Raw genomic sequence first — 23,046 nt, forward strand, 5'->3', positions numbered from 1 at the left:
AATGATGCTTGCTCTTCCGATTTCCGCCACCCTCAATTTGGAAAGTTGGGGCGGTCATAGTTGTGTAACAGGTATGGGCTTCATATCTTGCTGCTGCGGTCGCAAAAAACATGCGTCCAAATCGGGAGGTAAAGCGTTACCGTCTGCAAAGACTGTGATCGCTTGTGAAAAGGAGATGTGGATGTCGGATGAAAAGACGGTGAAAGACTGGCAGGGGCTTGCCGAAAAGGAACTCAAACGATCACCGGAAAGCCTTGTCTGGCACACGCCTGAAGGCATCGACATCAAGCCGCTCTACACCGCCGAGGACACGAAAGACATCAAGCATCTTGATAGCCTACCGGGCTTTGCACCTTTCGTGCGCGGCCCTCGTGCCACCATGTATGCTGGCCGCCCCTGGACAATCCGCCAATATGCCGGGTTTTCTACGGCAGAAGAGTCCAACGCCTTTTACAAGCGCAATCTTGCCGCTGGCCAGAAGGGCCTGTCCGTCGCCTTCGACCTAGCTACCCATCGCGGTTACGACAGTGACCACGAGCGGGTCGTCGGTGATGTCGGCAAGGCGGGGGTCGCCATCGATAGTGTCGAGGACATGAAGGTTCTCTTCGACGGTATTCCGCTTAAAGACATGTCCGTTTCGATGACAATGAACGGGGCGGTTATCCCCATTCTTGCAAGCTTTATCGTTGCTGGTGAGGAGCAGGGTTGTTACAAGGCCGAGCTTTCCGGCACCATTCAGAACGATATTCTCAAAGAATTCATGGTGCGCAACACCTATATCTATCCGCCCGAACCTTCCATGCGGATCATCGCTGACATCATCGAATATACCGCCAGGGAAATGCCGCGCTTCAACTCGATTTCCATTTCCGGCTATCACATGCAGGAAGCGGGCGCGACGCTGGTGCAGGAACTGGCGTTCACCCTTGCCGATGGCCGCGAATATGTGCGGGCCGCCATCAAGAAGGGGCTCAATGTCGATGATTTCGCAGGCCGCCTCTCCTTCTTCTTTGCTATCGGCATGAATTTCTTCATGGAAGCGGCAAAGCTACGGGCGGCACGCCTGCTGTGGTCGAAGATCATGGAAGAATTCGAGCCGCAAAAAGCATCCTCGCTAATGCTGCGCACCCATTGCCAAACCTCCGGCGTGTCTTTGCAGGAACAGGACCCATACAACAACGTCATCCGCACGGCCTATGAAGCCCTATCTGCCGCTCTTGGCGGCACGCAATCCCTGCATACCAATGCGCTGGATGAGGCTATGGCTCTGCCGACCGACTTCTCCGCCCGCATTGCCCGCAACACCCAGCTTATTCTTCAGCACGAAACCGGTGTGACAAAAGTGGTCGATCCGCTGGCAGGTTCCTATTACGTGGAAAGCCTGACCAATGAACTGGCCGAAAAAGCCTGGGCCTTGATCGAAGAGGTCGAGGCGCTGGGTGGCATGACCAAGGCCGTGGATGATGGCCTGCCGAAACGGCTGATCGAGGAGGCCGCCACACGGCGTCAGGCTGCGGTGGACCGTGGCGAAGAGGTTATCGTCGGCGTCAACAAATTCCGTCTGGAGAATGAAGACCCGATCGACATTCTCGATATTGATAACAGCGCTGTGCGTGCCGGTCAGATCAAGCGGCTTGAACAGGTACGCCGTCAGCGTGACCCGAAACGGGTGGAAGCAGCGCTTGCAGCCTTGACTGATGTTGCTAAATCCCGTGAGGGCAATCTGTTGGAAATGGCAGTGGAAGCGGCCCGCGCCCGCGCCACCGTCGGCGAAATATCAGACGCCATGCGCACAGTCTTCGGCGACCATGCCGCCGTGCCAGAGGTGGTGCATGATGTCTATGGCGCTGCCTATGAAGACGATCCCGAATATGCAACGCTCTGCACGCGCCTTGGCGAACTATCCGCCGTGGTGGGAACCAAGCCGAAAATGCTGGTGGCCAAGCTGGGTCAGGACGGACACGACCGCGGCGCAAAGATCATCGCTTCCGCCTTCGGCGACATAGGCTTCGATGTGGTGGCAGGTCCGCTGTTCCAGACGCCTGAAGAAGCGGCAGATCTGGCCATCGAGAACAAAGTGCATGTCGTTGGCATGTCTTCATTGGCGGCAGGCCACAAGACGCTAGCACCGCAGCTCGTGCAGGCGCTGAAGGCGAAGGGCGCGGAGAACGTCATCGTCATTGTCGGAGGCGTGGTGCCACGTCAGGACTATCAATTCCTGCTGGACAACGGCGTCGCCGCCGTCTTTGGCCCCGGCACCAATGTTCTGGAAGCCGCCCGCGCAGTCATAGACTTGATGCAGGGGCGGCTTCGAAACGCTTGATAATCGTAAAATTGGCGGCCCTTTACAGGGTCGCCAACAAACGGTTGTTCAACATGCCAGCCGATGCCGCCTGCATGTTCACTTTCTTCTCAATGGCTTCGATAACGGTATCGGTAAAGTCAACCTTGGTCAGATCGCGGATATGCGCGAGCCCACCCGGCGAAAACACGTTGACCTCCAAAATCTTGTCGCCAACGATGTCGAGTCCCACGAGGAACATGCCGTCTTCCACCAGTTTCGGGCGCATCATTTCAGCAAGGGCAATCACCTCATCGGTCACCTCCACCGCTTCTGCCGTGCCACTGGCGTGAATGTTGGAGCGTAGATCACCCTTGGCCGGCACCCGGCGCAGCGCCGCATATTGGCCATCACGCATCAGCGGCTCGCCATTCATCATGAAAAAGCGGATATCGCCATCTTTCGCAGCGGGCAGATAAGCCTGCGCAATGAGGTAGCCCTCGATGCTGACCGCCTCGAAAATCTGATTAAGATTGGTTTCCTTGCTGGAGCCGATCTTGAAGACATTCTTGCCGCCTGATCCCTGCAAAGGCTTCACGATGACGCCCTTCGGGTGCGAATCCGCAAAAGCCCGGATTTCCTCAACATTGCGCGAAATCAGCGTCGTTGGCCGGACGATCTCCGGGAAGCTCTGGAAATAAAGCTTGTTCTGCGCCAGCGCCAAGCCCTCCGGGTCGTTCAGCACCACCACGCCGCGCTGTTCCGCCAGGCGACCAAACAGAATGCCGGAATGGACAGCCCATGGCCGGGCGGTCTGATCCAGCGACGGGTCGTTGCGCAGCATCAACGCATCGATATCCTCGATATTGATCGTTTCCCGCTCCAGCTTCTTTTCCTGCAAGACGGCATGGAAATTTTCGATCTTCTTATATTTCTGCCGCGGCAGCACGAGGCCGTGCACCACAAGCGAGTCATCCGGCCTCAGTGTAAAATCACCTGGTGTGAGATAGATGACCTCATGGCCGCGGTTGAGTGCGGCCATTGCCAGCAGCCCCGTGGCAAAGGTCGGTTGTTCGCCCTCGATCGAATTGACGAAAAATGCAAGACGCATATGTCCCTCCCTTATAAGGTTGCCATTTCTGCTATCGATAAACCTGATCGTATTTTTTCCAGCCGTTCATTGGCCTTTGCAGGCGCAAGAAAGGCTGGTCGTATGCCCGGCGGACGCAAAAGCCCGCGTAGCGCAAGCTCTTGCATGACCGGGAAATGCGCGGCTGAAATCTTGCCCATCCAGAATGGATCGAGAGCGCCGCCTTTTCTCAAATGCTCGAGAATTTCGTTAAGACCGCGCAGATAGATTGCGTCCTTGGAAAGTCCGCCACCGCGATAAATCCTCAAGACCATGTTGAACGCACCGGCCTCATCGAAACCGTGCTGCTCGGTCATAATGCGGAAGGTTTCCACGAAACTTGCACCATCCAGCATAGCCGCACAGCCAACAACGCGCCCGGCAATCAGCCGCAACCGCTCACGCGTCATGCCGCCAGCCAGATGTTCCGCCAGCACCGCCAGCCCTTCCTGCACGCCTTCATAACCGGAAAGGCCGGTGCGAAACAGGCGGAGCCCCTGCGCGGAGCCGTTGAAATATGTCAGCAGATGGACGCCGATCTCATGGTGAAGCAGTGCTTCCACGCGCCGGCGTTCCATCACTGTATGGCGTGAGACCAGCAGCTTTTCACCGGTCACCATCAAGCCCGGCGGCAGGTCATCACGGATTTCAACGCGCGCCTTGAATTCAGGATTTTCATCCCGGTAAGCTTCCACCATCTCCCGCGCTTTGTTCGTGACCTCGTAGCAATCGACCATAGCGATGTCCCCGGCATTATCCGGGCGGGGACATCGCGCCAAAACATCTTCGGCAAGGGTGAGTAACGCGGGCTCTACCGAACCGTAGAGCGCGCGGCTGAAATCCGAATACTGACGACGGTGCAGGTTGGCCAGCATCGTCAGCTGCAAATCGATCTCCTGCTGCTTCTCACGATACAGATGATACAGCACCGGGTCTTCAAGGTGATCGAAGGCAACCGAGTAAAGCTTTCGCTTCTGCTCCTCCACATCGACGCCGAGCGGTCGATAAAGAAAATGCGGCGCATACTGGAAATTGCTCTCCTTGAAATCAGCAAACGCGGCGCGCGCATTGATTGGCGTCACCGACAGCAGAAAATCGAATGAAGCGGCAATATCGTCTATAGACCGGTCCGCGCGACGCACAGCATCCACGAACGCCTTGCGGCCAAGCGCGCGATGCGACGCAACCTTGAGGGCATCCGAGCCGGTTGAAAAAGCTGCAAAGGCGCGCAGGCCCGCGTCAAACAAATCCGCGATCATCGTCTCGCGCAGACCTGGATAGTCCGCACCGGATTCCGGTTGTCGATAAATCGGCGCAAAGCGAACGCTAATGCAGGGAAACTCGAGCCCCGCTGCTTTCAGCTTCACGACTGGATCGTTTTCTTCATCGGGACGCGTTATGCGCGGCGTGCGGAAGCGTATCTCCGCATCACATACCGCCTTTATGAAAACCCGCTTCGCATTCTGCGTTTCCGCCTCTGCCGTCGCGGAAACCGCCACTTCATAATGCGGCAGAAACGGCGAGTCATCGGCCAGCAGAATATCGTGCTCAAGCTCGCCCATATCCAGAACGATGAAGGTGCCGAAACGCTTCTGCATTTCTGCCCCCGCCGCCTGAAGAAGCGGCATGGCTTCAGCAATATTGGAGGCGATCAGATAGGAAGCATGCGCCGACGCAATATCCCGCGCCGCCAGATTTTTGGACCCATTGGTGAGATGCAGGCAGATAAATGGCAGTGGCCTGTCGATATGCAGACGTCCATCGACGCCGATGTCCTGACGAACAGCCTTTCCGGCAACAAGGGCCTCAAGAACATCATCGAATACGTCAGTGACAGCAACCTGCTTCTTCGCCTCAGACGCACTCATGTCCGCGTCCTCAGCAATTCCTCCAGAACCGGCTCCAGCGATGTCACGGCATCCCTGATATCCTGGATGATTTTCATATCAGGCTCACCGGTCCATTCGTCCATGAAGATTTTCTTGAACTCAATGGCAATCGCGCACCCATTGTCTGGAAATCGCTCATGGATAAATCGCGTTTGCTCACCCTTGCCCTGAAATGCGATATTCTCACGGACGTCCAAATGGCGACCGCCGATCAGAGCACCGCTGAAATGCTCAATAATCGTATCCACAACATCAGCCCAACGATCCCGATCCATTGAAATCGTACCGATATTGATATCCGGAGCTTTCACCTGAGGCGTAGATTCTGCCTCTGCACCGTCTCGTCTATGGTTATAGCTGTGCACATCCAACACAATGAATGCGCCATAGCGGCGCTCTACGCTCTGCAATATCTCATGCAGCATCGCATAATAATCATCATGGAAATTCAAAGAGCGGCTTAAAACATCGTCGTGTGGCTGCTCCCGCCAAACCTTCAAACCCCAGGCCTGCTCCGGCTGCAGATAAATCGCCTGGTCTTTCGCCCTGTTCAAATCGATCTCGAAACGGGAGCGGTGGACAACAATCTGATTGGTCATTCCCGAAATCATCTGCGCCGTAAAAGGATCTTCCTCACGAAGCCGCTCATCATCCGAAAGCGCCATCAAAGGCAAAACGTCATCCCGCGTCCCATGCCCGTCATGAATAGCCGTCGTCACCACAGGCGATGCCCCACATTCAACCGACCAAAGCCGCTTCTTATCTCTGTCTTCCCGCTCCGACGTCGCGCCCATCCTGCCCTCTCATTCATAGGCAGGGAAACACCAAGACGTGAAATTTTGTTCCGAATTGATTTCCAGCAAGGCAAAACACCTACCCCTTGCCAACCCAAATCTCCCCTTTTCACAAAAACATCAAAAACTTGCTCAAGCACCACCACAACAAACATTTAGCCCTTGCAAGCACGCAGATTGCTGGTTATGAGAACGCCCGCACGACGCTTAAAAACCTCGTGCCCGCGGAGAGGTGGCAGAGTGGTCGAATGCACCGCACTCGAAATGCGGCATACCTGCAAGGGTATCGTGGGTTCAAATCCCACCCTCTCCGCCATCGTGAACCTTGGGTGGCAAGGCCATTCAAATCTCCGTTGAACTGACCACCGTTTTATCTGCCTTCGCGCGTTCTGCAACGGCCACGCTTGAGGCACAAGCGATTACATTTGGACTCAAGCGGGGCTCTTCCACGTTGCATTTCTTCGACGTCGAACTTCTGGTTTTGTCCTACGGAATTGTGATGTAGTCTGCGATTCTAAGCGGCTTGGGGAGGCTGATGATGATTAACGACTTCAGAAAAATTGCGTTTGGCTTCATAAGTGCTGAGCACGAACGTGCGAATGATCCGGGACTTATCACCGAAGGATACGTTGACTTCAAGGCCTCAGCAGAAGAGGCCACCGACGGAAAAAAATTTCTGTTCCTTGGATATAAGGGGGCGGGAAAATCTTCGCTTGGTGAGCGGCTTCATCTCACGCTTGCTGACCGGCATGACCGATTTGCAAGACTCGTTTCGTTGGCAGACTTTCCGTTTACACCCTTCTCTAAGCTAATACGAGGTGATGCAGAGCCGGAAGCGAAATACCCCACGGCGTGGTCCTGGATCCTTTTAATTTACTTGCTCGAGTCCATGGCAGGCGATGAAGGCGGATCACATTACAACATGCCGTCACTAATGGACGCCGCGAAGGCATTCAGGCAAATGGGTTTATCTCCGGCGTCTGATCCAGCATCTATAGTTAGGACGACGAGCAAGAACACTTTTAAGCTCGCCTTACCTGGCGAATTGGCGTCGTTTGAATGGGCTGGCTCGGATATTCGTCCGGCGTCAGAAATTCCAGATTTCGTCGAGAGCTTGAAGACCATAATACGGGGTTTCCGTAGCTCGAGCAGGCATTACCTGATTATCGACGGTTTGGACGACATCCTTACCTCCAGAGAGATACAATACAAATCTCTGGGTGCGCTCATATTCGAGGTATCAAGACTCAACTCAGACTTTGTGAAACATGGCGTGCCTGCGAAAATAATTCTGCTTTGCAGAACAGATTTGTTCGAACGCATCCCAGGTGCCAACAAAAACAAGGTCCGGCACGATTCATCTGTCGAGTTCGATTGGTATCATGACCCGCAAAATCCGGAAAATTCTTTGCTTCTTCATGCAGCAGAAATCCGAGCCTCTCGAAGTCTCGGGTCAGGAACGAAGCTTTTTGGCACTCTGATACCTGATCAACTAAAGGGAGACAGAGTTGCAAAGCAGCTCCTAGATATGACGCGTCACACACCGAGAGATTTTCTGCAATTGCTGGCGCACATTCAGGGGTTTTGCACTGGCAACATAGTCAGCGTTGACGCATTCACCTCCGGACTAAGAGAGTATTCCATAAAGTATTTCTTACCCGAAATCACAGATGAACTCAGTGGTTACGCGGATCCAAGTGAGATAAACCAAATGTTCACTGCGTTTGGCCGTGTAAAAAAGCGAGACTTTTCATTTTCTGAGCTCATTACTGCAGGAAAATCCATGAAAAAGACATTAACTGAGGAGCGAATACACGAGATATGCGATCACCTCTTCGAATGCAGCGCACTTGGCGCGATACAGAACAAGCCTGGTGGAACCACTTTCTACTCATTTAAATACAGAAATCGGCATTCTAGTTTCGATGAAAGAGAAAAAATTATGCTTCATAGGGGATTATGGAAGGCTCTCAATCTCGTTTGATAGAGGGACACTCCTATGGCCGTCACGCAGGGACACGGAAATCCACACTGGACTCGGGATGAGACGCTTCTTGCGCTCGGCCTCTATCTTACGCTCGACGGAAAATTGCCGTCGCCTCGAGCACCTGAGGTAAAAGCACTTTCGGGAATACTGCGCTCTCTCCCTTATCACGCTGAAGCAGCAAAACAGCCCACGTTCAGAAATCCTGACGGCGTCGGCCTTAAGCTTATGAATATCCGGCAAGTAGCGACCGGCAAAGGGCTGGGCAACGTCTCCAAAATGGACCGCCTGATCTGGGCTGAATTCGGACAGCGACCAAACGACGTGCATCAAATCGCCGCTGCGATAAAAGCGGCGATCGCACTTCCCGGCCCGGAAGCCTTACCGGATGTGGAGCAGGAACTGCCGGAAGGTCGCATCCTTACGGCACTTCACATTCGTCGCGAAAGAAATCCGAAGGTGAGAAAGATGCTACTCGACGCTCGGCGTCCTATCGGGATTCAGTGTGAGGTCTGCGGTTTGTCGCGACCGGATCTTGAAATGTCGATGCAGGAGGCGATGTTTGAAGCGCATCACCTAATTCCGCTTGCTGAGGCTGATGAGCGGAAAACGAAGCTCCCAGATCTTGCGCTTCTGTGTGCGTGCTGCCACAGGCTGATTCATCACGCAATGGTTCTGCAGTCTCGTTGGGTCAGTGTTGCCGAGGCGCGGGCGATGGTTGCGCCGGGATAGTTCTTGGCACCCGTCTAAGGGCGTCCTACGCGTGGCCTTCAACACCGTTTGGAGATCACGATGGCGACAATCCGAAAACTCAGAGGACCTGGCAGGCTCAGCTGCGTCAGCGCGGAATGTCTGATGACAAACCTGCTGCGACGTTCAGAGAACGAATGACGTCCGCCCCAAGCTGCTGAGTGTTTTTCAATCCACCTTTGGAATTGAACAAATCGACCCCGACCTCTGTTGCGATGGATCGCAAGGCTTCTTTGACGACGCCTTGTTGGACAGTTCCATGCTGAAGAATCCGAATGGCACCGCTTTCGTATTTGACGACCTCAAGATCGGAATAGGAGGCCCTGGCCGTAATCTCGAGGGATTCAGCCGGTCGTTCTTCAAGAGTGCCACGCTTAATGGGATAGACAAGCTTGCCCGCCTGTTCTCGCATCAACTGACGCATCTCCTCTGCAGACGCATCCAGGAGCTCTTCGACGGAAACACCTTTCTCATCATCAATGTTGATCCGGAGTATCATCACCCGGTCGACATGATGAAATGTGTTCTGGTTAAAGCCGACATGCGTTGACGTGGTGATCGTCTTAACTGAAATCCGTTCATTCGAAGCTGACACAACATCGTAGCCGCGCTGATTGGTGTCCAGAGCCATCTGTCCCTGAGTGATCATCGCGGCGTAGAGTTCGCCAATTCTCCCGGTCAGATGATTGAGTTCTCCTGAACTCACACCCCAACTGATTTCTTTCTCAAACCAAGACAGGGCCTCAGCGAGCGACTGGATGATCTGGACCTGAGTAAGCGTTGGCCGGTCGATTGCAACATGCATATTTACGCTTCCATTCAATCCAAGCTAATGATCTTGGCTGGTGCAAACCGTTCCAGCTTTTTCAATCCTGAGACCATTCCCTTGCCTGGCATCGGTGTCCCTATGGCGCTTTTCAGCCAACATTCCTTTTTCGGCTTGATATACGTAAAGGCGACGCACTGTTTCTCGTCTATGCACGCCAGACGACAATCCAAAGGAGTCTTCGCCGAGCGTTCTGGGCGTCGGGCTAGATCGCCACCCGGTAAATCTACGTCGTCAAAAAGGGCCGTCTGCGGGTCGATCGTTCCAAGCGAAATTGCAGAGGGGTCAGCTTCGGACCCACTGAGAAAATGACCCGAAAATGCAACGCTGTTGCCATCGGCTCGTCCAATATTCGATTTCAAAAAGCAGTTTGGACCTCTCTTGATTTTTGGGTTGACGTTGTAGGTAAAAGCTTTGCACTGGCCGTTCAAAATCAAGCAACGGCGCGCGCATTCGCTCGCGTCGGCAACCCGTTCCGATGAGATGTCATCACCGAAGAGGTCTAGGCCGGTGTAGATGGCAATTCGATTGGGTCGCCGCGTAAACGCTTCGAGGGTCGACAGCTTTGTTTGTTGTGTGGAGTCTGGCGTAGAAGGCGACGTGGGCGCGTCTTCCAGAAGATCAGCATCACTTGATTTCGCACCAATATTTCGCCCATCGACCGCGACGGGGCTATCGGGCGTAGTTGATTGACCTCCCGCTATCCGGTTGAGCTTGTATTTCTCGACTTCTTCCAAACTGAATATATGCATATCGTCCGGTGGTGTTTTGAACATGACATGCATAACGTCGACGGGCGTGCCAAAGCGATTGAGAACCTCGATGATATCGGAGATTGCTAGCTGCGCACCAACAAGGTCGGGTGCGTCCGACGAAATCTGATGAACGCCTAAAGCACCGTCGACCTTCCGCTCATCTCCAGCGAGAAAGACGAAAGAACACGCCGACAGGCATTTGCTCTCTTTCGAGATGTAGGTCGCCAGCTTGCGTTGATGGATATCGTCAGCAATGAGCAATCCCATCTGCACATTGCCACCGGGGCTGTTCAGGGTCACGAGCTTGGCATTCGGTGTCGCCTGAAGCGCACGGCGGAAATTCAGACCTGAGTTCACATCAATGTCGCCATTCAAGGCAATGACGCCCGGATTTGCGTCATCAATTTTGAAAGGACCAAAGGTCTTTTCACCAGCGACTGCGGCAGAGAGCGGTGCCAATGAAATAACGCTAACCGCAACGAAGCGAAGAAATCCGCGCATATATGACACCCTGTTACCCGACCCCATCAAACTACACCAAGGCCGCGCACGCAAGATGCACAATCACTAATGGTCTACAACTTTTGATCGCGGTTAATGGGTGTTGCCTCAGTGCCGGGATAATCCTTGGCACCCCTTAAGGGGCATCCTACGCATGAGCTCCAATACCAATTGGAGGTCGCATGGCAACGCTTAGGAAACTCAGAGGACGCTGGCAAGCACAGGTGCGTCGTCGCGGCATGAAACCCCGTTGCAAATCGTTCGATACGAAGATCGAAGCTGAAAAGTGGGCGCGTGATCTCGAAGCACAGGTCGACAGATTCGGTGCTGCACCGGACACCAAGATACTCGAAAGCACGACGCTCGGTGCACTCCTCGAACGATACCAGCGTGAAGTCTCTCCTTTGAAGCGCGGCTCGGTCCAAGAGATCCAGCGGATCGACGTTTTGCGCCGCCACGATCTCGCTTACCGGACGATGATAGGTCTGAGCCAGCAGGATATAGCGTCATTCCGTGACGAGCGCCTTCAGACCGTAGCTCCATCTACCGCCGTCCGGGAGCTTGCCATTCTCAGTCACGTCCTGGAGGTCGCAACGCGTGATTGGGGTCTGCCGCTCGCCAAGAACGTGGTAAAACTTGTGCGTCGTCCGGTGATCCGGAATGAGCGCAGCCGTCGGCTTACCGGAAATGAAGAACAGCGCCTGTTGGACGCTTGCGATGCCGGAAAGACACCTTTCCTTCGCACTTTGCTCATCGTGGCAATCGAGACCGGGATGCGTCGTGGAGAGCTTCTTGGATTGAAGTGGACGGATTTCTCACACAATCGCCGAGTGCTGTCGCTTGCTCTCACCAAAAACGGTTCTGGTCGTGACGTGCCGCTTTCACAACGGGCATTCGATGCGCTGATAGCCTGGAGACAACATTCTGACGTGGATCAATCTACCATCTTTCCAATGCGTGCCGGAACACTGGAACAAGCGTGGAGAAGGCTGCTTACACGCGGCGGTGTGACAGCACTGCGCTTTCACGATCTTCGTCACGAAGGCGTTAGCCGCCTATTCGAACGTGGTCTGAACGTTATTGAGGTGAGCAGCATTTCCGGTCACAAAGAGCTGCGTATGTTGAAACGCTATACTCATTTGAGCGCCGAGAATCTCGTAGGTCGCCTCGGCTAAGGCGGTTCCGAGTAGATATATCGCCCATAGGTAGGTTACACTAAGTTTACATTCTCTTTATGGTTGTTGTCATATGTCAACTTCAGGAGCCATTTTATCGGTAAAATGTTCGGTTTTCGGCGTTTTAGCCGGTCAAAATCACGCTTTAGGTTGCGCTAAGTTTACGTTTGGTTGACACTTTTGAACGGAATTCCGGTTTTTCCGGAGATGTAAACTTGAGCGACTTCTAAAAAGTCGTCTGTGCAGAACCTCGGATTCCGGCACTCCTCAGCGCTTCAAAATCACCGACTAAGGAACAGTTCTCTGCGCTGCTTGCGGTTGAGACGTGAACGCGGAAGCCTCACCACGCAGCGCTGAAAACATATTCGGCAGCTTGTCGAGATGGGTGTGGAGATGCCCCCCCACGCATCGTCACCGATCACTAAAACCCACGGATATCTGTCCAAAGAGCTGCCGCCGCCGCCGCGCGTTCTACGTTCGATCCGCTATGGATGTTGTGGTTTTGCGCACCGCTCTTCTGGTGTCACCTCTCTTTTGCGTGGACCCTCCTGCGCCGCGAGATGCTGCCATTCATTTTTATCAAATTCCGCTGCCGCCGGGATGCGAAGTCCTAGAGGGTTTCAAGGCACCGTATGGGGATGGCTTTTGCGTCCACCATGATCCGAGGTCGAAACCTCCCTTGCCGCGGGAACTGATACAGAAGCTCACTGGCGAGCTCCGAGCTTCAGAGCGAGCGCTTATCGGAAAAGTTATCATGTCGCGCCAGATGACCAACCCTGAGTCAAAGCGCAGCAACCGCGAGCAATCTCCTGCATCTCATGACGTTGCGGCTATAAAGTAAGTAAGGCGAGGATGCGGTGACCGGAGGTAACGCCAGCCAATGACCGCCCGCTCACGTCTTGCGTCATCTCACACAGCACAGCGCTATAAGAAAAATAGCAGCGCTGCAAACCAACTTTCACAATGGATACTCAAGTATCCAAAGGAGAACCTGTGACCGGAAATAACCATTCATTCGAAGATCGTGTTCGCGATAATATCACGGCCCTCAGGCTAGTTATGCCGGACGTCCTCATGCGGGAACGAGAGCGCGCGCACACGAAGTGGTATGCATATCGCTTTATGTCGGCGCTCGAGGCGACTAAGCTTTTCGCGGATTTGTATCGAGCCGCATTCAAGCGGTATGTGCGCACCCACCGTGACATGAGTGACGCCGACGCCGCCAATGGCCTCGGAACCAGGATTTTTGGCAGTCCGAACAGCTCCCTTACTGAGCTCTGGAACGCAAGACAGCGCGCCGACGAACTTGGCTTGCCCTATAATCTGCTCATGGATTTCAGCTTTGATTTCGCAGGTAGGCGCACTAGAAAGCGCGCACCTCGCCCTGGACAGCTGTTTGATAGTGGAAAGGCTGGCATTGCATGGCCGATTGAGCTTGAAAAGTGGATTGGGGATCCATTGCATCTTGAGGTTCAGCGCCTCAGTATGCCGCAGTATCAGCGTGAGAATTATAGGTCCCTTCCCGTTCAGGACGAGTTCCACGACTACATTCTTTCGAGCATTAATGAGAGAGTCGGCGCTTGGGGGCCGAGGTTGGCCCATCACTGTTTGAGTCGCCGTCATCTTCCCATCAGTAAGGCAATCAATCTCGTGCCTAAGGCCGCGCGCAAGATCACCGTCCGCTACCTTCGGGGCGAGCTCGAGCTCGACTACGAGCAGAATGGCAGAAATGATCGGTTGCCGGACATTGCCCTGGCTCCAGCATGCTTCGGCCTCCCTTTTGCGAAATGTGTGACGTCACCGGTATGTGTGGAATGCCCTCTCGCAAATCTGTGCTCTAGCGCTGTGCGTGCCGTGTCTGACCATATGCACGGCAGCTATGGTGCCCTCTCTCCGATTGGGCACAGCAGGAGGCAGAACACGAACGAGAAGACGAGATTGCGGGTCCGTAAGTGCAGGGCAAACAAGAAGATGCGTGGTCCTGAAGGCACTCAGCCGCCGGAGGGGATTCGAATGTAACGCTGGGCCAAATAGGTTATCTTTTAAAGAGAGATATAAACTTAGGCTCATAGTTACACTATTTTCTCCTCCGGGAAACAGAACCTCCATCATCCACCTTCTTCAAGACAATACCACGCCGCCTTCCGGCGTCGTGGACGATGATTTGCAAGCAAAAAGGAATACCCAATGAAGGACGAAATGTTGAACCTGCGCCGGTTTTTCCGGAACCGGTTCCAGCGTCTGATCGACCACAATGACGCGGACGGCTCCGGCACCGGTGACGGTTCCGCCATCAGATTGGCTGACGTTTGCGAACTCTTAGCCAATGATGATGAGAGTTTCCCGCGAAACTACGACCAGAATCTTCGACGATTTTGCGGACACGAGGCTTCTGTCTGGTTTCGCCAAGAGCGCAGCTACGGTGATGTCGCCCGGCTTGTAATTTGTGTGCTGGAAGCGCGCAGCAACGGAAACACTCGCCCTACTGGCTTTTGGGTCAGTAAGGTTCTCCACTGCGACAGTCCCATCATCCATATGCGCAGCGAAGAGAATATCCGTAGGGAGCGAAACAATGCTGAGCGCTGAGCTGAGAGAGCGAGTATCGGCCATGGCGGGAAAGTATCGTCAGAAGGAAGTTGACTTCCTCGAGATGCTCGGGAGAATCGATAGCCGCAAGATTCAGCAGGCCAAGCCCAGGATCCGTGTAATTGCGCCATCGTATCGGTGGTCGATTTCCGATACTTCAGAGACCGACATCGCAGGGAGGCAATAGTCCTTGCTTCATTCCCCGCGCAAGAGTGCGGGGATGCACCTGGTATCGCTCGGCAAGAGCGTCGAGCGATACCTTGCCGATCGTCATAGCGTCTCGTGCTTCGATAATCTGCTTTGGGGTGAGTGCTTTCGGTCGACCGATGAAACTCCCCCTGGAGCGCGCAGCGGACATGCCTGCCTTTGTGCGCTCGCTGATGATGGCGCGCTCAAATTCAGCCATAGCCGCCATAATATGAAATGTCAGTCGCCCGCCCGAGGTGGACGTATCGATAGCCTCATTGAGCGAGCGGAACTCGACCTCTCGCTTTCCAAGATCGTTGATCGCGCCGATGAGGTCGATCAGTGATCGGCCAAGTCTGTCGAGTCTCCATACGATGAACATGTCGCCTGCACGAACTGCATTTAAAGCCTCCGCCAATCCGGGCCGATCGAACGTGGAGCCTGAGATGCCTTGATCTGTAAACGTGCGATGACAGCCACTGGCTTCCAGTGCTTTGAGCTGGAGGTCCAAATGCTGCTCATTTGTCGAGACCCTGGCATATCCAATTTTCCGCACAACAACCTTCAATACTTCTATTCGACGGAAGCATCATACCCGGTAACCCATTGACTAAAAGGAACCTTTATCCCATAGGTCGAGACCGGAATCGTCCTCAGCGTAAGCCGTTGTTTCCATTTGGCTCGCGTTCAAGGTGCACAAGAAACCCGCCGTCGGACAAAAAGGTTCCCTTTTGTCGGGCTAAAATCCTCGGATCGTCACGTGAAAATCTTCCAAATGCTGACCGTCGTTGCTGCTGTCTCGTCTCTCTGGACTTCGGCCCGCGCTGGCGAAGCTCCAATCCATCTTTTCCTCAACGAGGGCTCTGCGGAAACGAAAATCGATGGAATGAATGTCAGGCTGCGGGCTGAACTTTCAGACAAGGATCGGAAAGAACGTGATTTCGCTCGAACCCCGCGTGTGTGGATCAGCTGTTTTGACGATGGTCGCCAGATTATGAGCTTTGATATCGCTGACGATCTCGATCCATGGCCGTCTGTGACCGCCGGCCATGATGTCAGAGCAAGCGCGGTTCTGAAATCCCAGACAGGCTCGTTCAAGGATCTCGCCACTCAAGTCAATGCATCGAGAGTAAACGATCTTTTACAGATCAATGTAGACATTACTGGGCGGGCAGAGGACATTGCGCGCTCATGGCTTCAAGGCTTTCCGATCAAACTTAACGCCTCGCCCGACGGTGGGGAACTGGAGGATCTTGAACTCGTCATTTTCCCTGAATCGAGAAGCTCTGTATTCAAAACAGAAGCGTCAGCACTCGTTCGAGTGTGCGAGGTTCTGGGTGGTTAGTAACTGGCACGCGCCAGGGCGACTCACCGGCGCGCTCGGCATATCCAGAGCGACAAAGCGACGTCCAGCTGCGCCAAGCCAGCCAGCAAGCTCCCTGAGTCAAATAGCGCTACGCCAGAGCCAACCTGTTCTTCTCAAGCGCTTCCCGCGCCCATCCCGCCCATTGATCCTGCGGTGGCAGCCAAAACCAGTTTCGTATATCGTCGCCTACGGCGTCAGCTTCACCAACTTTAACCGCGATTGTGGGCCGAAAGCAACCTAGGATAGCGACCTTGAACATGGCATGGGCTTTGGATCTTGCTCTTTTCCCCTCTATGAGTATTATCGCAAAATAATGAATCACGTTGATTAAGGGTGCGTCGTGCGAGCAATTGATCTTTATGCGGGAATTGGTGGCTGGAGCACCGGCCTAAAACTCGCTGGGATAGAAGTCGTGGCCTCGTATGAGCGTTGGAAGCCTGCCATCGACACCCATAACGAAAACTTCGCCGGTAGTATTTCTCCCACTGACATCCGCGCTTTGTCACTCGAAGACTTACCTCGCGACATCGACTTAGTCGTTGGAAGCCCACCCTGCACAGAGTTTTCATATGCCAACAGAGGTGGCCGAGGGAATATTGCTGAAGGTCTTAAGGACGTCTTCAAGTTTCTCGAAATCGTTGAATTTCTGCGGCCACGCTTTTGGGCGTTTGAAAACGTTCCTAGAGTTGCGGAGGTTTTGCGGCATGCGTTTAATGATGAGACACACGTCCTCTATCGTTTCCGCCATTTAAACCCCACCATTAAGGTCTTAGATTTCTCGGAGTTCGGTGCGCCACAAGCTAGGAAGCGTTGCGTTGCAGGAAATATTCCATTTGATCTGCTTGAAAGTTATCAAACTCGGCTCAAAAAGCTAACATTAGGGGATGTCATCGCTGGCCTAAACAAGGCTGACGGTGTGACAGACCCGGTTTGGGGTGTAGAACTGCCGAAGGAAAAGCTTACGGAAATGCAGTTTGAACCGGCTCTGAACCGTGAAGAGCTACGGATGAACAGAGAGGCGAAAGAGTTTCATCCTGTTTATAACAATATGGCATTTCCCGACAACATGGATCAGCCATCCCGGACTGTTACTGCTACCTGCACCCGCGTCTCTCGCGAGAGCATCGTCATCGCCAACCCTAACGCGACAAACTCTTTTCGCAGGCTGACGATTCGAGAGAGAGCCAGCTTGCAGGGCTTTCCTGTAACCCACCAATTTTTTGCGAAATCATTTTCGGAGAAAGCAAAAATGGTGGGGAATGCCATACCACCCACCTTTACTTATCTTGTCGCACACGCTGCCAGGCTAACAGCACCAGAAAATTTGCCCTCGTTTGAGAAAGCTGGCCGAGCTTTATCACTCCCGGCGAAGCTGTCGACAGTAACACTTCCCGATGCAGAGGGGCGATCATACCCTGCTAAGCGAAATTTCAGAGCTGCATTACCAAACCTCCGTTTTAAAAGTGGAATGAGATTCGATCTTTCAAACGGGTTTGAAAATGATCATGTCTTTTGGACAGTCGGCTTTTTCTTTGGTTCGTCGAAGGATATCCGACAAATTAGTCCTGATGCCAGGGTCACACGACAGCTTCTTCAGTTGAAAGGCATATCTTCCACGGTAGCCGACATGGGCTCAGAGTTCTTACGTTTTGAGACAGACCTACGTGAATCCACCCCAGAAGTCCTACAAGCGGCTTGGACGCGGCGCGGAAATGGATTGTCACCTTATGACATCGTGGATACCCTTGGGCAGCTTGCTAATGCGATTTATAATCAGTTGAACCAGCGAATGAGTGAGGCTGAGTTGTCCAGCCTGTCAAATACCGTTCTCAAGATCGCAGTTAGTTCTAACCCAGGTTCATCAATACTCGGAGAAAAAAAGCTCAGAAAGAACTCGCTGCGAATTGTCAGCGGCCTGTTGGTAGCAAGCTGGTTCAATACGCTCGATTGGCATGCTAAAGCGCAAATGGCAGCTTAGCCCTGCGCTACACCAAACAAAACTAGCGGCACCGCTGGCACGCCTCTACCTTCGCGCATCAGATTGAAAAGCTCCGCTTCGTAATAGCCGGGGCCAGATGACATTTCTCTCTGCAAACACTTCATCGGTATAATCTCGATTCCTACGTCGATCGTGTCAGCCACATAGAATGCCAAGTGCTTTACGAACAAATCGTAGGCGATGAAGCTGTATTTACCAAACTGAACCTCAACGGATACTCGCTCTTTCACAAAGTCGGTCTGGTTCTTTGAAGGAAATGGAGTAAATCCCGCTTCGGTTATTTCTTTTTTTTGCCGATCTGCTGGCAGGTCGACGATCTTGCGGTTCGTCCTAGCATCCTCGCAGACCCAGTATTTTGTCTGAACAGACTTCCAGCCATGGGCGGAGAACCCATTTTTGAATGATTTATTCAAATCTTTGGGTGAATAGAGAGACTTAGATAGCCTAGTTTTTTCTTTAGAAATTTTTGTCTGGCAAGCGGCTGCGTCAACTTTCTCGATGACTTCATAAATTTCCGTAAGCAGTTGGGGTTTTCGCGCCTCCAAAAATTCTAAGCCATTCAGGTGGGAATAATGGGCTGCAATTTTCATGTGTAGGCCTAAAGTTCGAAACTGAATTACCAAATACTGGCCAACTATGTGGGCTGGCCTTAAGTTAATCAGACATTTGATTCGCGTCCAGATTGTCGGCCATCCGACAGGGAGAAGTAATGTTTGATAAACTTGTGCAACGGGGCTTTCAGATCGAGTTCATGTCCCATGCTCAAGCAATATTAAGCGTAGATTTTGCTGACGCCGTGCAGGAGTTAGAAGAGGCGCTGATGAACGCGACGATACCTGTGGAGGAAATCATCGCGGGAGGCGGCGGCGAAGCTAAGGGAACGCAACGATTGAGGAGGGTCCTTCACGGAGTCGGTTGGCCAAAGTTCGAATTCGTTGTCGAACGCCGGATTAATGGAGTGCCACGCGAAAGCCAATCGCATGAGGTGGATCACGTGCGAACGTTTCCGGACGGCAGCAGGATCGCATTGGAGATCGAATGGAACAACAAGGATCCATTCTTTGATCGGGACCTCGAAAACTTTAAGCGTCTTCATGCGGACGGTGCAATATCAGTTGGCATTATCGTAACTCGAGGAAAAAGTCTCCACGACAACATGCGAGCAATAGTTCGGAGATTTCTATATGAGAGACAAATTCAGGGTTTCGACGATATCCGGCGTTGGGGATACGACCCAACATCTCGCCAACGACGATTGATACAAGATAAAATCGATAGGCCGGTCAATCCACTCGACTTTAAAGAAGCTTTTGTAGGACAGTTCGTTTCCGACAAATTCGGAGAGGCAACCACTCACTGGCGCAAGCTCGATGATCGGCTCCGACGAGGCGTTGGAAATCCCTGTCCCCTCCTCCTAATCGGCCTGCCGGTCGAGGTTGTCACCTTTCATGAAGGCAAGGCTGCGCTAGCGGAAGTTGAGGCAGCTGACGACGCTGGTGAAGTTCCGTCGACTTAAGATAAGCTCATCCGGCATTGCAGATTTTGGCGTAGGAAATTGTTTAGATTGCCAGTTTAGGTTGCCCTGGTTGAATCAGGGGGCGTCTTATGGGAAATATCAAACAGTTATCCGTCATGAACTCTGGAAGAGTGTCGGTCGTCGGCGTTGTTCTTCTTGTTGCAGCGATGTTGATGGGCGATATCTATCCAATAATTACATTGCTGGTGGGTTTCTCAGGGACTTTCCTAATATTGCTAGGCGCAGGAATCGAGATTCTTTCGTATCTTCAGCAATCCAGAGCTGATCGGAACGGCGATAGTGATCTCGAAGAGAATCCAAATTCCGAGCTTGCCGATTTGAAGCGAAAGGTCGAAGCGCTTTCTCGGGAACAAACTAGCGGATTCTCCAAGCAGGAGAGAATTGCGCTGAAAAAAGAGGCACTTAAGTCGATCAGTGACGATCTTCAAGCAGGATTGGGTGCCTACTGGCAGAGGCAATTTCAACAATTAGATGAAAATCTATCTGGAAAAAAAGTATTGCGAGCGACGATCGTCAATTCACGAATACGCTTGAAAAAGGAGATAAGTGATCTCGGTCGAAGAGCGAATCTAAACCTGACAATTGGTGCGCTTATCTCTGTCTGTGGCATCTTCTTTCTAGGATATTCAGTTCTTCTAGCAAGTAATGAACTAAACGGCGACGTCAACATTATGCATGTCTCCTTCAAATTTGTCGCTAGATTGTCTGTGGTGGCAGTAGTCCAAGTTTTTGCATACTTCTTTCTAAGGCTTTACCGCTACTCGCTCTATGAGATAAAGTTCTTTCAAAACGAACTTACAAATGCAGACCTCCGATTCAGTGCCCTTTACTCTGCAATCTGCTTCGGCGAGAAATCATCTGTATTGGCGATCGCGAAATTGCTCGCGCAGACCGAGCGGAATTTCATTCTTAAAAAAGGCGAGACGACAATAAATCTAAAGCGTGAGGAGCTAGAAACCGCGCACGAAGCGACGATATTGTCAGCGGTAGAACGTTTTGGCGCCAAGGTGAGTTCACACGAGTCCTCTGCACAGAAAAGGGAGTGACGCTGGTCGAAAGCCATCACGCTCCATTAACACCACCGATCGTATCGCCGTCGCACACGAGAAGCCTAGTTGAACGATCCGAGTTCACACAGACGCTGGCAACTTTCAGGTCTCATGAAGGCACAGCCGTCGTTGCAACGGCGTATGAAGGTAGCCAGTCTGTTCCGTCGTAGCAACCGCTAATTGTTATGCAAAGTGATCGGCTGTCATTTCAAGAAGGAGTGCCGTATGAACCAGCTCTCTATAAAAGACCGATTGCTTGCAGCGCGCCGCGTGCTCTTCGGCCAAGGCGACAACGCTGTAATATGTAGTTTCTGCGGAAAATCCCGGCAGGACGGCGTCGGCAATATCATTGCCGGACCAGGAGTGGCGATCTGTGCCTCATGCTCACATATTGCTTCTCACTTAAATATTATTGAGGATTTTTCAGAGGTTGAAGGGACACTCGTCCATGTTCTTTCAATTTTCTTCGACCATCAAGCATGCTTGCTCCCTGAGCGTAGAAGCCGAATGCATGCCGAGCTTCTGGAATGCGCCAGTGAATTAGATGCAAAGATTGTAGGGTGGACCTACGGGTGGGCCGAGAACGATTTCGGTGATGTCTTGATGGTATATGCGCGCGTGCGCCGTGATGTGAATCTGGCGATCTTTCAGGATACCTTTACTGAATTCTTTCTTCGATTGATGCCAGCTAACGAAACAACGCCACGGAAAGCCACACTTGCGGCACCCTGGATCAGGCAACAGCTCTAATATGTGCTCAACCATCTCGCTCTTTGCGCACGACCCTAAAAAATCGTGTCCGCGGAGAGGTGGCAGAGTGGTCGAATGCACCGCACTCGAAATGCGGCATACCTGCAAGGGTATCGTGGGTTCAAATCCCACCCTCTCCGCCAAGCATCGATCCGCCTAACTTCGCGGAACTAGTGAGACGACCTGATTGAATTTACGACAATCGGATCGAAATCTAACAAGCGTAATTTGAACCGCTCACCCCAGGACAAAGGCGAACGTTTTTATTTTTCCAACATTGACCTTCGCGCTTCATTTCACCCAGTTCGGAATGGGCATGGGTGCTACCCGGCGTTTCATTCCACCAGCCGTCAGCGGTTGATTGATTGATTTCGATATAGGCGAAATAACCATTTGCTTGCATATAGATACTGTTTTTATCAAGGCTGGACCCGCTCCAATGGCAGGCGCCGTCGATAGCTTTCTTACCATTGACTTGAAGTAAGCAGTTTTTGCAATTGAGTGCACCTTGGTCTACGACGGAATCGTCGCTGGTGGCTTCCGCTTTGGCAGGAGCGTTATTGAAACATTCGACGAACTGCGAAAATGGTTCCGACGCTGAAGCAAGGCCGAGGGTGATCGTCTTGCCGCCATTGTCGCTGATTGTCAGTTTCTTACCGTTCTTGGCGTCTGTCAGAATGTCTTTGGGCAACCCGTAGAATTCGTGCCATCCCGAATAATCAGCAACGTTACCATGAAAGATAACGCTCGTGAGAGAAGCCAACTGGTTTCGGCAAGGCAGCGCGCAGATCGACTTGGCATTCCCTATCCATTTTACATCGAGACCGCTTTCGACTTCGCGCTTCTACGCGGCAACAGGCGACGCAGATTTCCTAGGCCCAACCAACTACATGGCAATCGCGCATCAGAGGGGTTGTGCGAACAATTCGTTATCAAACGGTGGCCTGCGTATGTCGCCGATGGTCTGTTCCGCGTCGAGCATCCAATATATCTGATCGAGAACTATCGAGGTCTGCCTGCCCAAGAAGATTTCAGACGCTTTGTCCTCGATCACGTGAAAGAAGTCCAACTACCTCTTCACCGTGCGATCCAGAAATTCACATATCATCGACATCAAGTGCCCGCCGAATACTTTCGGACATTGGTGTCAGAGGACGTGTTCAATAATGCGATGGAAATTGTCGAAAGCGATCTTCAGATTTTTCCAGTGGTCACTATTCCTAATGTCCCGCTCACTTCCACTGAACGCTGGCCAACATGTTTTGGATTGCACTATACGCTGAATCCATCTTCACCGAGTGTGCTTCGTGCCCGCAGATTCGTGGGTGCAAACTTCTGGGCGATCTGGTTCTGGGGGAAGCTGCTAAGCAAACCGGGATGGACGATCCGGCAGGGGACTACAAGCGAAGGATTGACCCGCACCGGTTTTGCCGGAGGCCATTTCGTTTAAGTTATGCTGCCATGGCCGGTGCGTCCATTATGGCGTAAT

20 protein-coding genes and 2 tRNA genes are annotated in these 23,046 nt (G+C 52.6%); 14 read left to right on the top strand and 8 right to left on the bottom strand.

Features of this window, described 5'->3' with window-relative positions; all coding sequences use genetic code 11:
• Nucleotides 1-181 precede the first annotated feature (181 nt).
• Nucleotides 182-2,323: a methylmalonyl-CoA mutase gene (gene scpA, locus ABUK73_RS13535; RefSeq protein ID WP_353577740.1), complete on the top strand. Its 2,142-nt coding sequence runs from the start codon at nucleotides 182-184 to the stop codon at nucleotides 2,321-2,323.
• Between the two features lie 22 nt (nucleotides 2,324-2,345).
• Here the strand turns inward: scpA and ABUK73_RS13540 are convergent, their stop codons facing one another.
• The 3 genes from ABUK73_RS13540 to ABUK73_RS13550 are packed head-to-tail and all read right to left on the bottom strand — an operon-like array spanning nucleotide 2,346 to nucleotide 6,093.
• Entirely contained in the window at nucleotides 2,346-3,392 is a 1,047-nt protein-coding gene (locus ABUK73_RS13540; protein WP_353577741.1) for a glutathione synthase, read from the bottom strand.
• An 11-nt stretch (nucleotides 3,393-3,403) separates the two neighbouring features.
• Nucleotides 3,404-5,278 carry a flavohemoglobin expression-modulating QEGLA motif protein gene (locus tag ABUK73_RS13545; RefSeq protein WP_353577742.1) on the bottom strand — a complete coding sequence of 625 codons (1,875 nt, stop codon included), beginning with the start codon at nucleotides 5,276-5,278 and terminating at the stop codon, nucleotides 3,404-3,406.
• A complete protein-coding gene (locus tag ABUK73_RS13550) occupies nucleotides 5,275-6,093 on the bottom strand; it encodes an N-formylglutamate amidohydrolase (protein WP_353577743.1) in 819 nt (272 codons plus the stop codon). Before ABUK73_RS13550 ends, ABUK73_RS13545 begins: the two co-directional genes overlap by 4 nt.
• A 226-nt stretch (nucleotides 6,094-6,319) precedes the next feature.
• Here ABUK73_RS13550 and ABUK73_RS13555 point away from each other — a divergent pair.
• The 3 genes from ABUK73_RS13555 to ABUK73_RS13565 all read left to right on the top strand — a co-directional run bounded on the left by ABUK73_RS13555 (nucleotide 6,320) and on the right by ABUK73_RS13565 (nucleotide 8,809).
• Nucleotides 6,320-6,409: transfer RNA gene (locus tag ABUK73_RS13555), tRNA-Ser, on the top strand.
• A gap of 219 nt (nucleotides 6,410-6,628) precedes the next feature.
• A complete protein-coding gene (locus ABUK73_RS13560; protein ID WP_353577744.1) occupies nucleotides 6,629-8,077 on the top strand; it encodes a P-loop ATPase, Sll1717 family in 1,449 nt (482 codons plus the stop codon).
• A gap of 15 nt (nucleotides 8,078-8,092) precedes the next feature.
• Complete coding sequence (locus tag ABUK73_RS13565) at nucleotides 8,093-8,809, top strand: HNH endonuclease (RefSeq protein WP_353577745.1); 717 nt, start codon at nucleotides 8,093-8,095, stop codon at nucleotides 8,807-8,809.
• A gap of 106 nt (nucleotides 8,810-8,915) precedes the next feature.
• On the opposite strand, the gene ABUK73_RS13570 is transcribed toward ABUK73_RS13565, so the two are convergent.
• Both ABUK73_RS13570 and ABUK73_RS13575 read right to left on the bottom strand, forming a co-directional pair.
• The gene (locus tag ABUK73_RS13570) at nucleotides 8,916-9,632 is read right to left on the bottom strand and encodes a DUF6998 domain-containing protein (protein WP_353577746.1); all 717 of its coding nucleotides are present in this window, start codon (nucleotides 9,630-9,632) and stop codon (nucleotides 8,916-8,918) included.
• Between the two features lie 14 nt (nucleotides 9,633-9,646).
• Nucleotides 9,647-10,909 carry a PAN domain-containing protein gene (locus tag ABUK73_RS13575; protein WP_353577747.1) on the bottom strand — a complete coding sequence of 421 codons (1,263 nt, stop codon included), beginning with the start codon at nucleotides 10,907-10,909 and terminating at the stop codon, nucleotides 9,647-9,649.
• Nucleotides 10,910-11,091: 182 nt separating this feature from the next.
• On the opposite strand from ABUK73_RS13575, the gene ABUK73_RS13580 reads away from it, so the two are divergent.
• The 3 genes from ABUK73_RS13580 (at nucleotide 11,092) to ABUK73_RS13590 (ending at nucleotide 14,670) form a co-directional block, all read left to right on the top strand.
• Nucleotides 11,092-12,084, top strand: a complete 993-nt coding sequence (locus tag ABUK73_RS13580) for a site-specific integrase (RefSeq protein WP_353577748.1) — start codon at nucleotides 11,092-11,094, stop codon at nucleotides 12,082-12,084.
• 993 nt (nucleotides 12,085-13,077) lie between these two features.
• Complete coding sequence (locus ABUK73_RS13585) at nucleotides 13,078-14,103, top strand: hypothetical protein (protein WP_353577749.1); 1,026 nt, start codon at nucleotides 13,078-13,080, stop codon at nucleotides 14,101-14,103.
• Nucleotides 14,104-14,271: 168 nt separating this feature from the next.
• Nucleotides 14,272-14,670: a hypothetical protein gene (locus ABUK73_RS13590; protein WP_353577750.1), complete on the top strand. Its 399-nt coding sequence runs from the start codon at nucleotides 14,272-14,274 to the stop codon at nucleotides 14,668-14,670.
• A 157-nt stretch (nucleotides 14,671-14,827) separates the two neighbouring features.
• Here the strand turns inward: ABUK73_RS13590 and ABUK73_RS13595 are convergent, their stop codons facing one another.
• Nucleotides 14,828-15,412, bottom strand: a complete 585-nt coding sequence (locus ABUK73_RS13595) for a recombinase family protein (RefSeq protein ID WP_353577769.1) — start codon at nucleotides 15,410-15,412, stop codon at nucleotides 14,828-14,830.
• Nucleotides 15,413-15,631: 219 nt separating this feature from the next.
• On the opposite strand from ABUK73_RS13595, the gene ABUK73_RS13600 reads away from it, so the two are divergent.
• Both ABUK73_RS13600 and ABUK73_RS13605 read left to right on the top strand, forming a co-directional pair.
• Nucleotides 15,632-16,201, top strand: a complete 570-nt coding sequence (locus ABUK73_RS13600) for a hypothetical protein (RefSeq protein WP_353577751.1) — start codon at nucleotides 15,632-15,634, stop codon at nucleotides 16,199-16,201.
• A gap of 361 nt (nucleotides 16,202-16,562) precedes the next feature.
• Complete coding sequence (locus tag ABUK73_RS13605; RefSeq protein ID WP_353577752.1) at nucleotides 16,563-18,200, top strand: DNA cytosine methyltransferase; 1,638 nt, start codon at nucleotides 16,563-16,565, stop codon at nucleotides 18,198-18,200.
• On the opposite strand, the gene ABUK73_RS13610 is transcribed toward ABUK73_RS13605, so the two are convergent.
• Nucleotides 18,197-18,811 carry a BglII/BstYI family type II restriction endonuclease gene (locus tag ABUK73_RS13610; RefSeq protein ID WP_353577753.1) on the bottom strand — a complete coding sequence of 205 codons (615 nt, stop codon included), beginning with the start codon at nucleotides 18,809-18,811 and terminating at the stop codon, nucleotides 18,197-18,199. The genes ABUK73_RS13605 and ABUK73_RS13610 overlap by 4 nt on opposite strands.
• Before the next feature lie 119 nt (nucleotides 18,812-18,930).
• Here ABUK73_RS13610 and ABUK73_RS13615 point away from each other — a divergent pair, with 119 nt between their 5' ends.
• The 4 genes from ABUK73_RS13615 to ABUK73_RS13630 all read left to right on the top strand — a co-directional run bounded on the left by ABUK73_RS13615 (nucleotide 18,931) and on the right by ABUK73_RS13630 (nucleotide 21,700).
• Complete coding sequence (locus ABUK73_RS13615; protein WP_353577754.1) at nucleotides 18,931-19,737, top strand: BglII/BstYI family type II restriction endonuclease; 807 nt, start codon at nucleotides 18,931-18,933, stop codon at nucleotides 19,735-19,737.
• An 89-nt stretch (nucleotides 19,738-19,826) separates the two neighbouring features.
• Nucleotides 19,827-20,804 carry a hypothetical protein gene (locus ABUK73_RS13620; protein WP_353577755.1) on the top strand — a complete coding sequence of 326 codons (978 nt, stop codon included), beginning with the start codon at nucleotides 19,827-19,829 and terminating at the stop codon, nucleotides 20,802-20,804.
• A 228-nt stretch (nucleotides 20,805-21,032) separates the two neighbouring features.
• Entirely contained in the window at nucleotides 21,033-21,557 is a 525-nt protein-coding gene (locus ABUK73_RS13625; protein WP_353577756.1) for a ClpX C4-type zinc finger protein, read from the top strand.
• A 53-nt stretch (nucleotides 21,558-21,610) separates the two neighbouring features.
• A tRNA-Ser gene (locus ABUK73_RS13630) sits at nucleotides 21,611-21,700 on the top strand.
• A gap of 71 nt (nucleotides 21,701-21,771) precedes the next feature.
• Here ABUK73_RS13630 and ABUK73_RS13635 read toward each other — a convergent pair.
• On the bottom strand, nucleotides 21,772-22,248 hold the full coding sequence (locus ABUK73_RS13635) for a hypothetical protein (protein ID WP_353577757.1): 477 nt from the start codon (nucleotides 22,246-22,248) through the stop codon (nucleotides 21,772-21,774).
• Nucleotides 22,249-22,290: 42 nt separating this feature from the next.
• Between ABUK73_RS13635 and ABUK73_RS13640 the strand changes: the two genes are divergently transcribed.
• Nucleotides 22,291-23,007 carry a hypothetical protein gene (locus tag ABUK73_RS13640; RefSeq protein WP_353577758.1) on the top strand — a complete coding sequence of 239 codons (717 nt, stop codon included), beginning with the start codon at nucleotides 22,291-22,293 and terminating at the stop codon, nucleotides 23,005-23,007.
• The last annotated feature ends 39 nt before the right edge of the window (nucleotides 23,008-23,046 follow it).

The sequence above is a fragment of the Agrobacterium vacciniicorymbosi genome (genome assembly GCF_040427045.1).
GTDB lineage: Bacteria > Pseudomonadota > Alphaproteobacteria > Rhizobiales > Rhizobiaceae > Agrobacterium.

What these genes read in the sequence shown, in the direction of transcription:
- ABUK73_RS13545 (WP_353577742.1), bottom strand. Translation starts at nt 5,278, where the DNA reads ATGAGTGCGTCTGAGGCGAAGAAGCAGGTTGCTGTCACTGACGTATTC.
- ABUK73_RS13590 (WP_353577750.1), top strand. Translation starts at nt 14,272, where the DNA reads ATGAAGGACGAAATGTTGAACCTGCGCCGGTTTTTCCGGAACCGGTTC.
- ABUK73_RS13570 (WP_353577746.1), bottom strand. Translation starts at nt 9,632, where the DNA reads ATGCATGTTGCAATCGACCGGCCAACGCTTACTCAGGTCCAGATCATC.
- ABUK73_RS13565 (WP_353577745.1), top strand. Translation starts at nt 8,093, where the DNA reads ATGGCCGTCACGCAGGGACACGGAAATCCACACTGGACTCGGGATGAG.
- ABUK73_RS13610 (WP_353577753.1), bottom strand. Translation starts at nt 18,811, where the DNA reads ATGAAAATTGCAGCCCATTATTCCCACCTGAATGGCTTAGAATTTTTG.
- ABUK73_RS13540 (WP_353577741.1), bottom strand. Translation starts at nt 3,392, where the DNA reads ATGCGTCTTGCATTTTTCGTCAATTCGATCGAGGGCGAACAACCGACC.
- ABUK73_RS13600 (WP_353577751.1), top strand. Translation starts at nt 15,632, where the DNA reads ATGCTGACCGTCGTTGCTGCTGTCTCGTCTCTCTGGACTTCGGCCCGC.
- ABUK73_RS13580 (WP_353577748.1), top strand. Translation starts at nt 11,092, where the DNA reads ATGGCAACGCTTAGGAAACTCAGAGGACGCTGGCAAGCACAGGTGCGT.
- ABUK73_RS13640 (WP_353577758.1), top strand. Translation starts at nt 22,291, where the DNA reads ATGAAAGATAACGCTCGTGAGAGAAGCCAACTGGTTTCGGCAAGGCAG.
- ABUK73_RS13560 (WP_353577744.1), top strand. Translation starts at nt 6,629, where the DNA reads ATGATGATTAACGACTTCAGAAAAATTGCGTTTGGCTTCATAAGTGCT.
- ABUK73_RS13550 (WP_353577743.1), bottom strand. Translation starts at nt 6,093, where the DNA reads ATGGGCGCGACGTCGGAGCGGGAAGACAGAGATAAGAAGCGGCTTTGG.
- ABUK73_RS13615 (WP_353577754.1), top strand. Translation starts at nt 18,931, where the DNA reads ATGTTTGATAAACTTGTGCAACGGGGCTTTCAGATCGAGTTCATGTCC.
- scpA (WP_353577740.1), top strand. Translation starts at nt 182, where the DNA reads ATGTCGGATGAAAAGACGGTGAAAGACTGGCAGGGGCTTGCCGAAAAG.
- ABUK73_RS13620 (WP_353577755.1), top strand. Translation starts at nt 19,827, where the DNA reads ATGGGAAATATCAAACAGTTATCCGTCATGAACTCTGGAAGAGTGTCG.
- ABUK73_RS13625 (WP_353577756.1), top strand. Translation starts at nt 21,033, where the DNA reads ATGAACCAGCTCTCTATAAAAGACCGATTGCTTGCAGCGCGCCGCGTG.
- ABUK73_RS13575 (WP_353577747.1), bottom strand. Translation starts at nt 10,909, where the DNA reads ATGCGCGGATTTCTTCGCTTCGTTGCGGTTAGCGTTATTTCATTGGCA.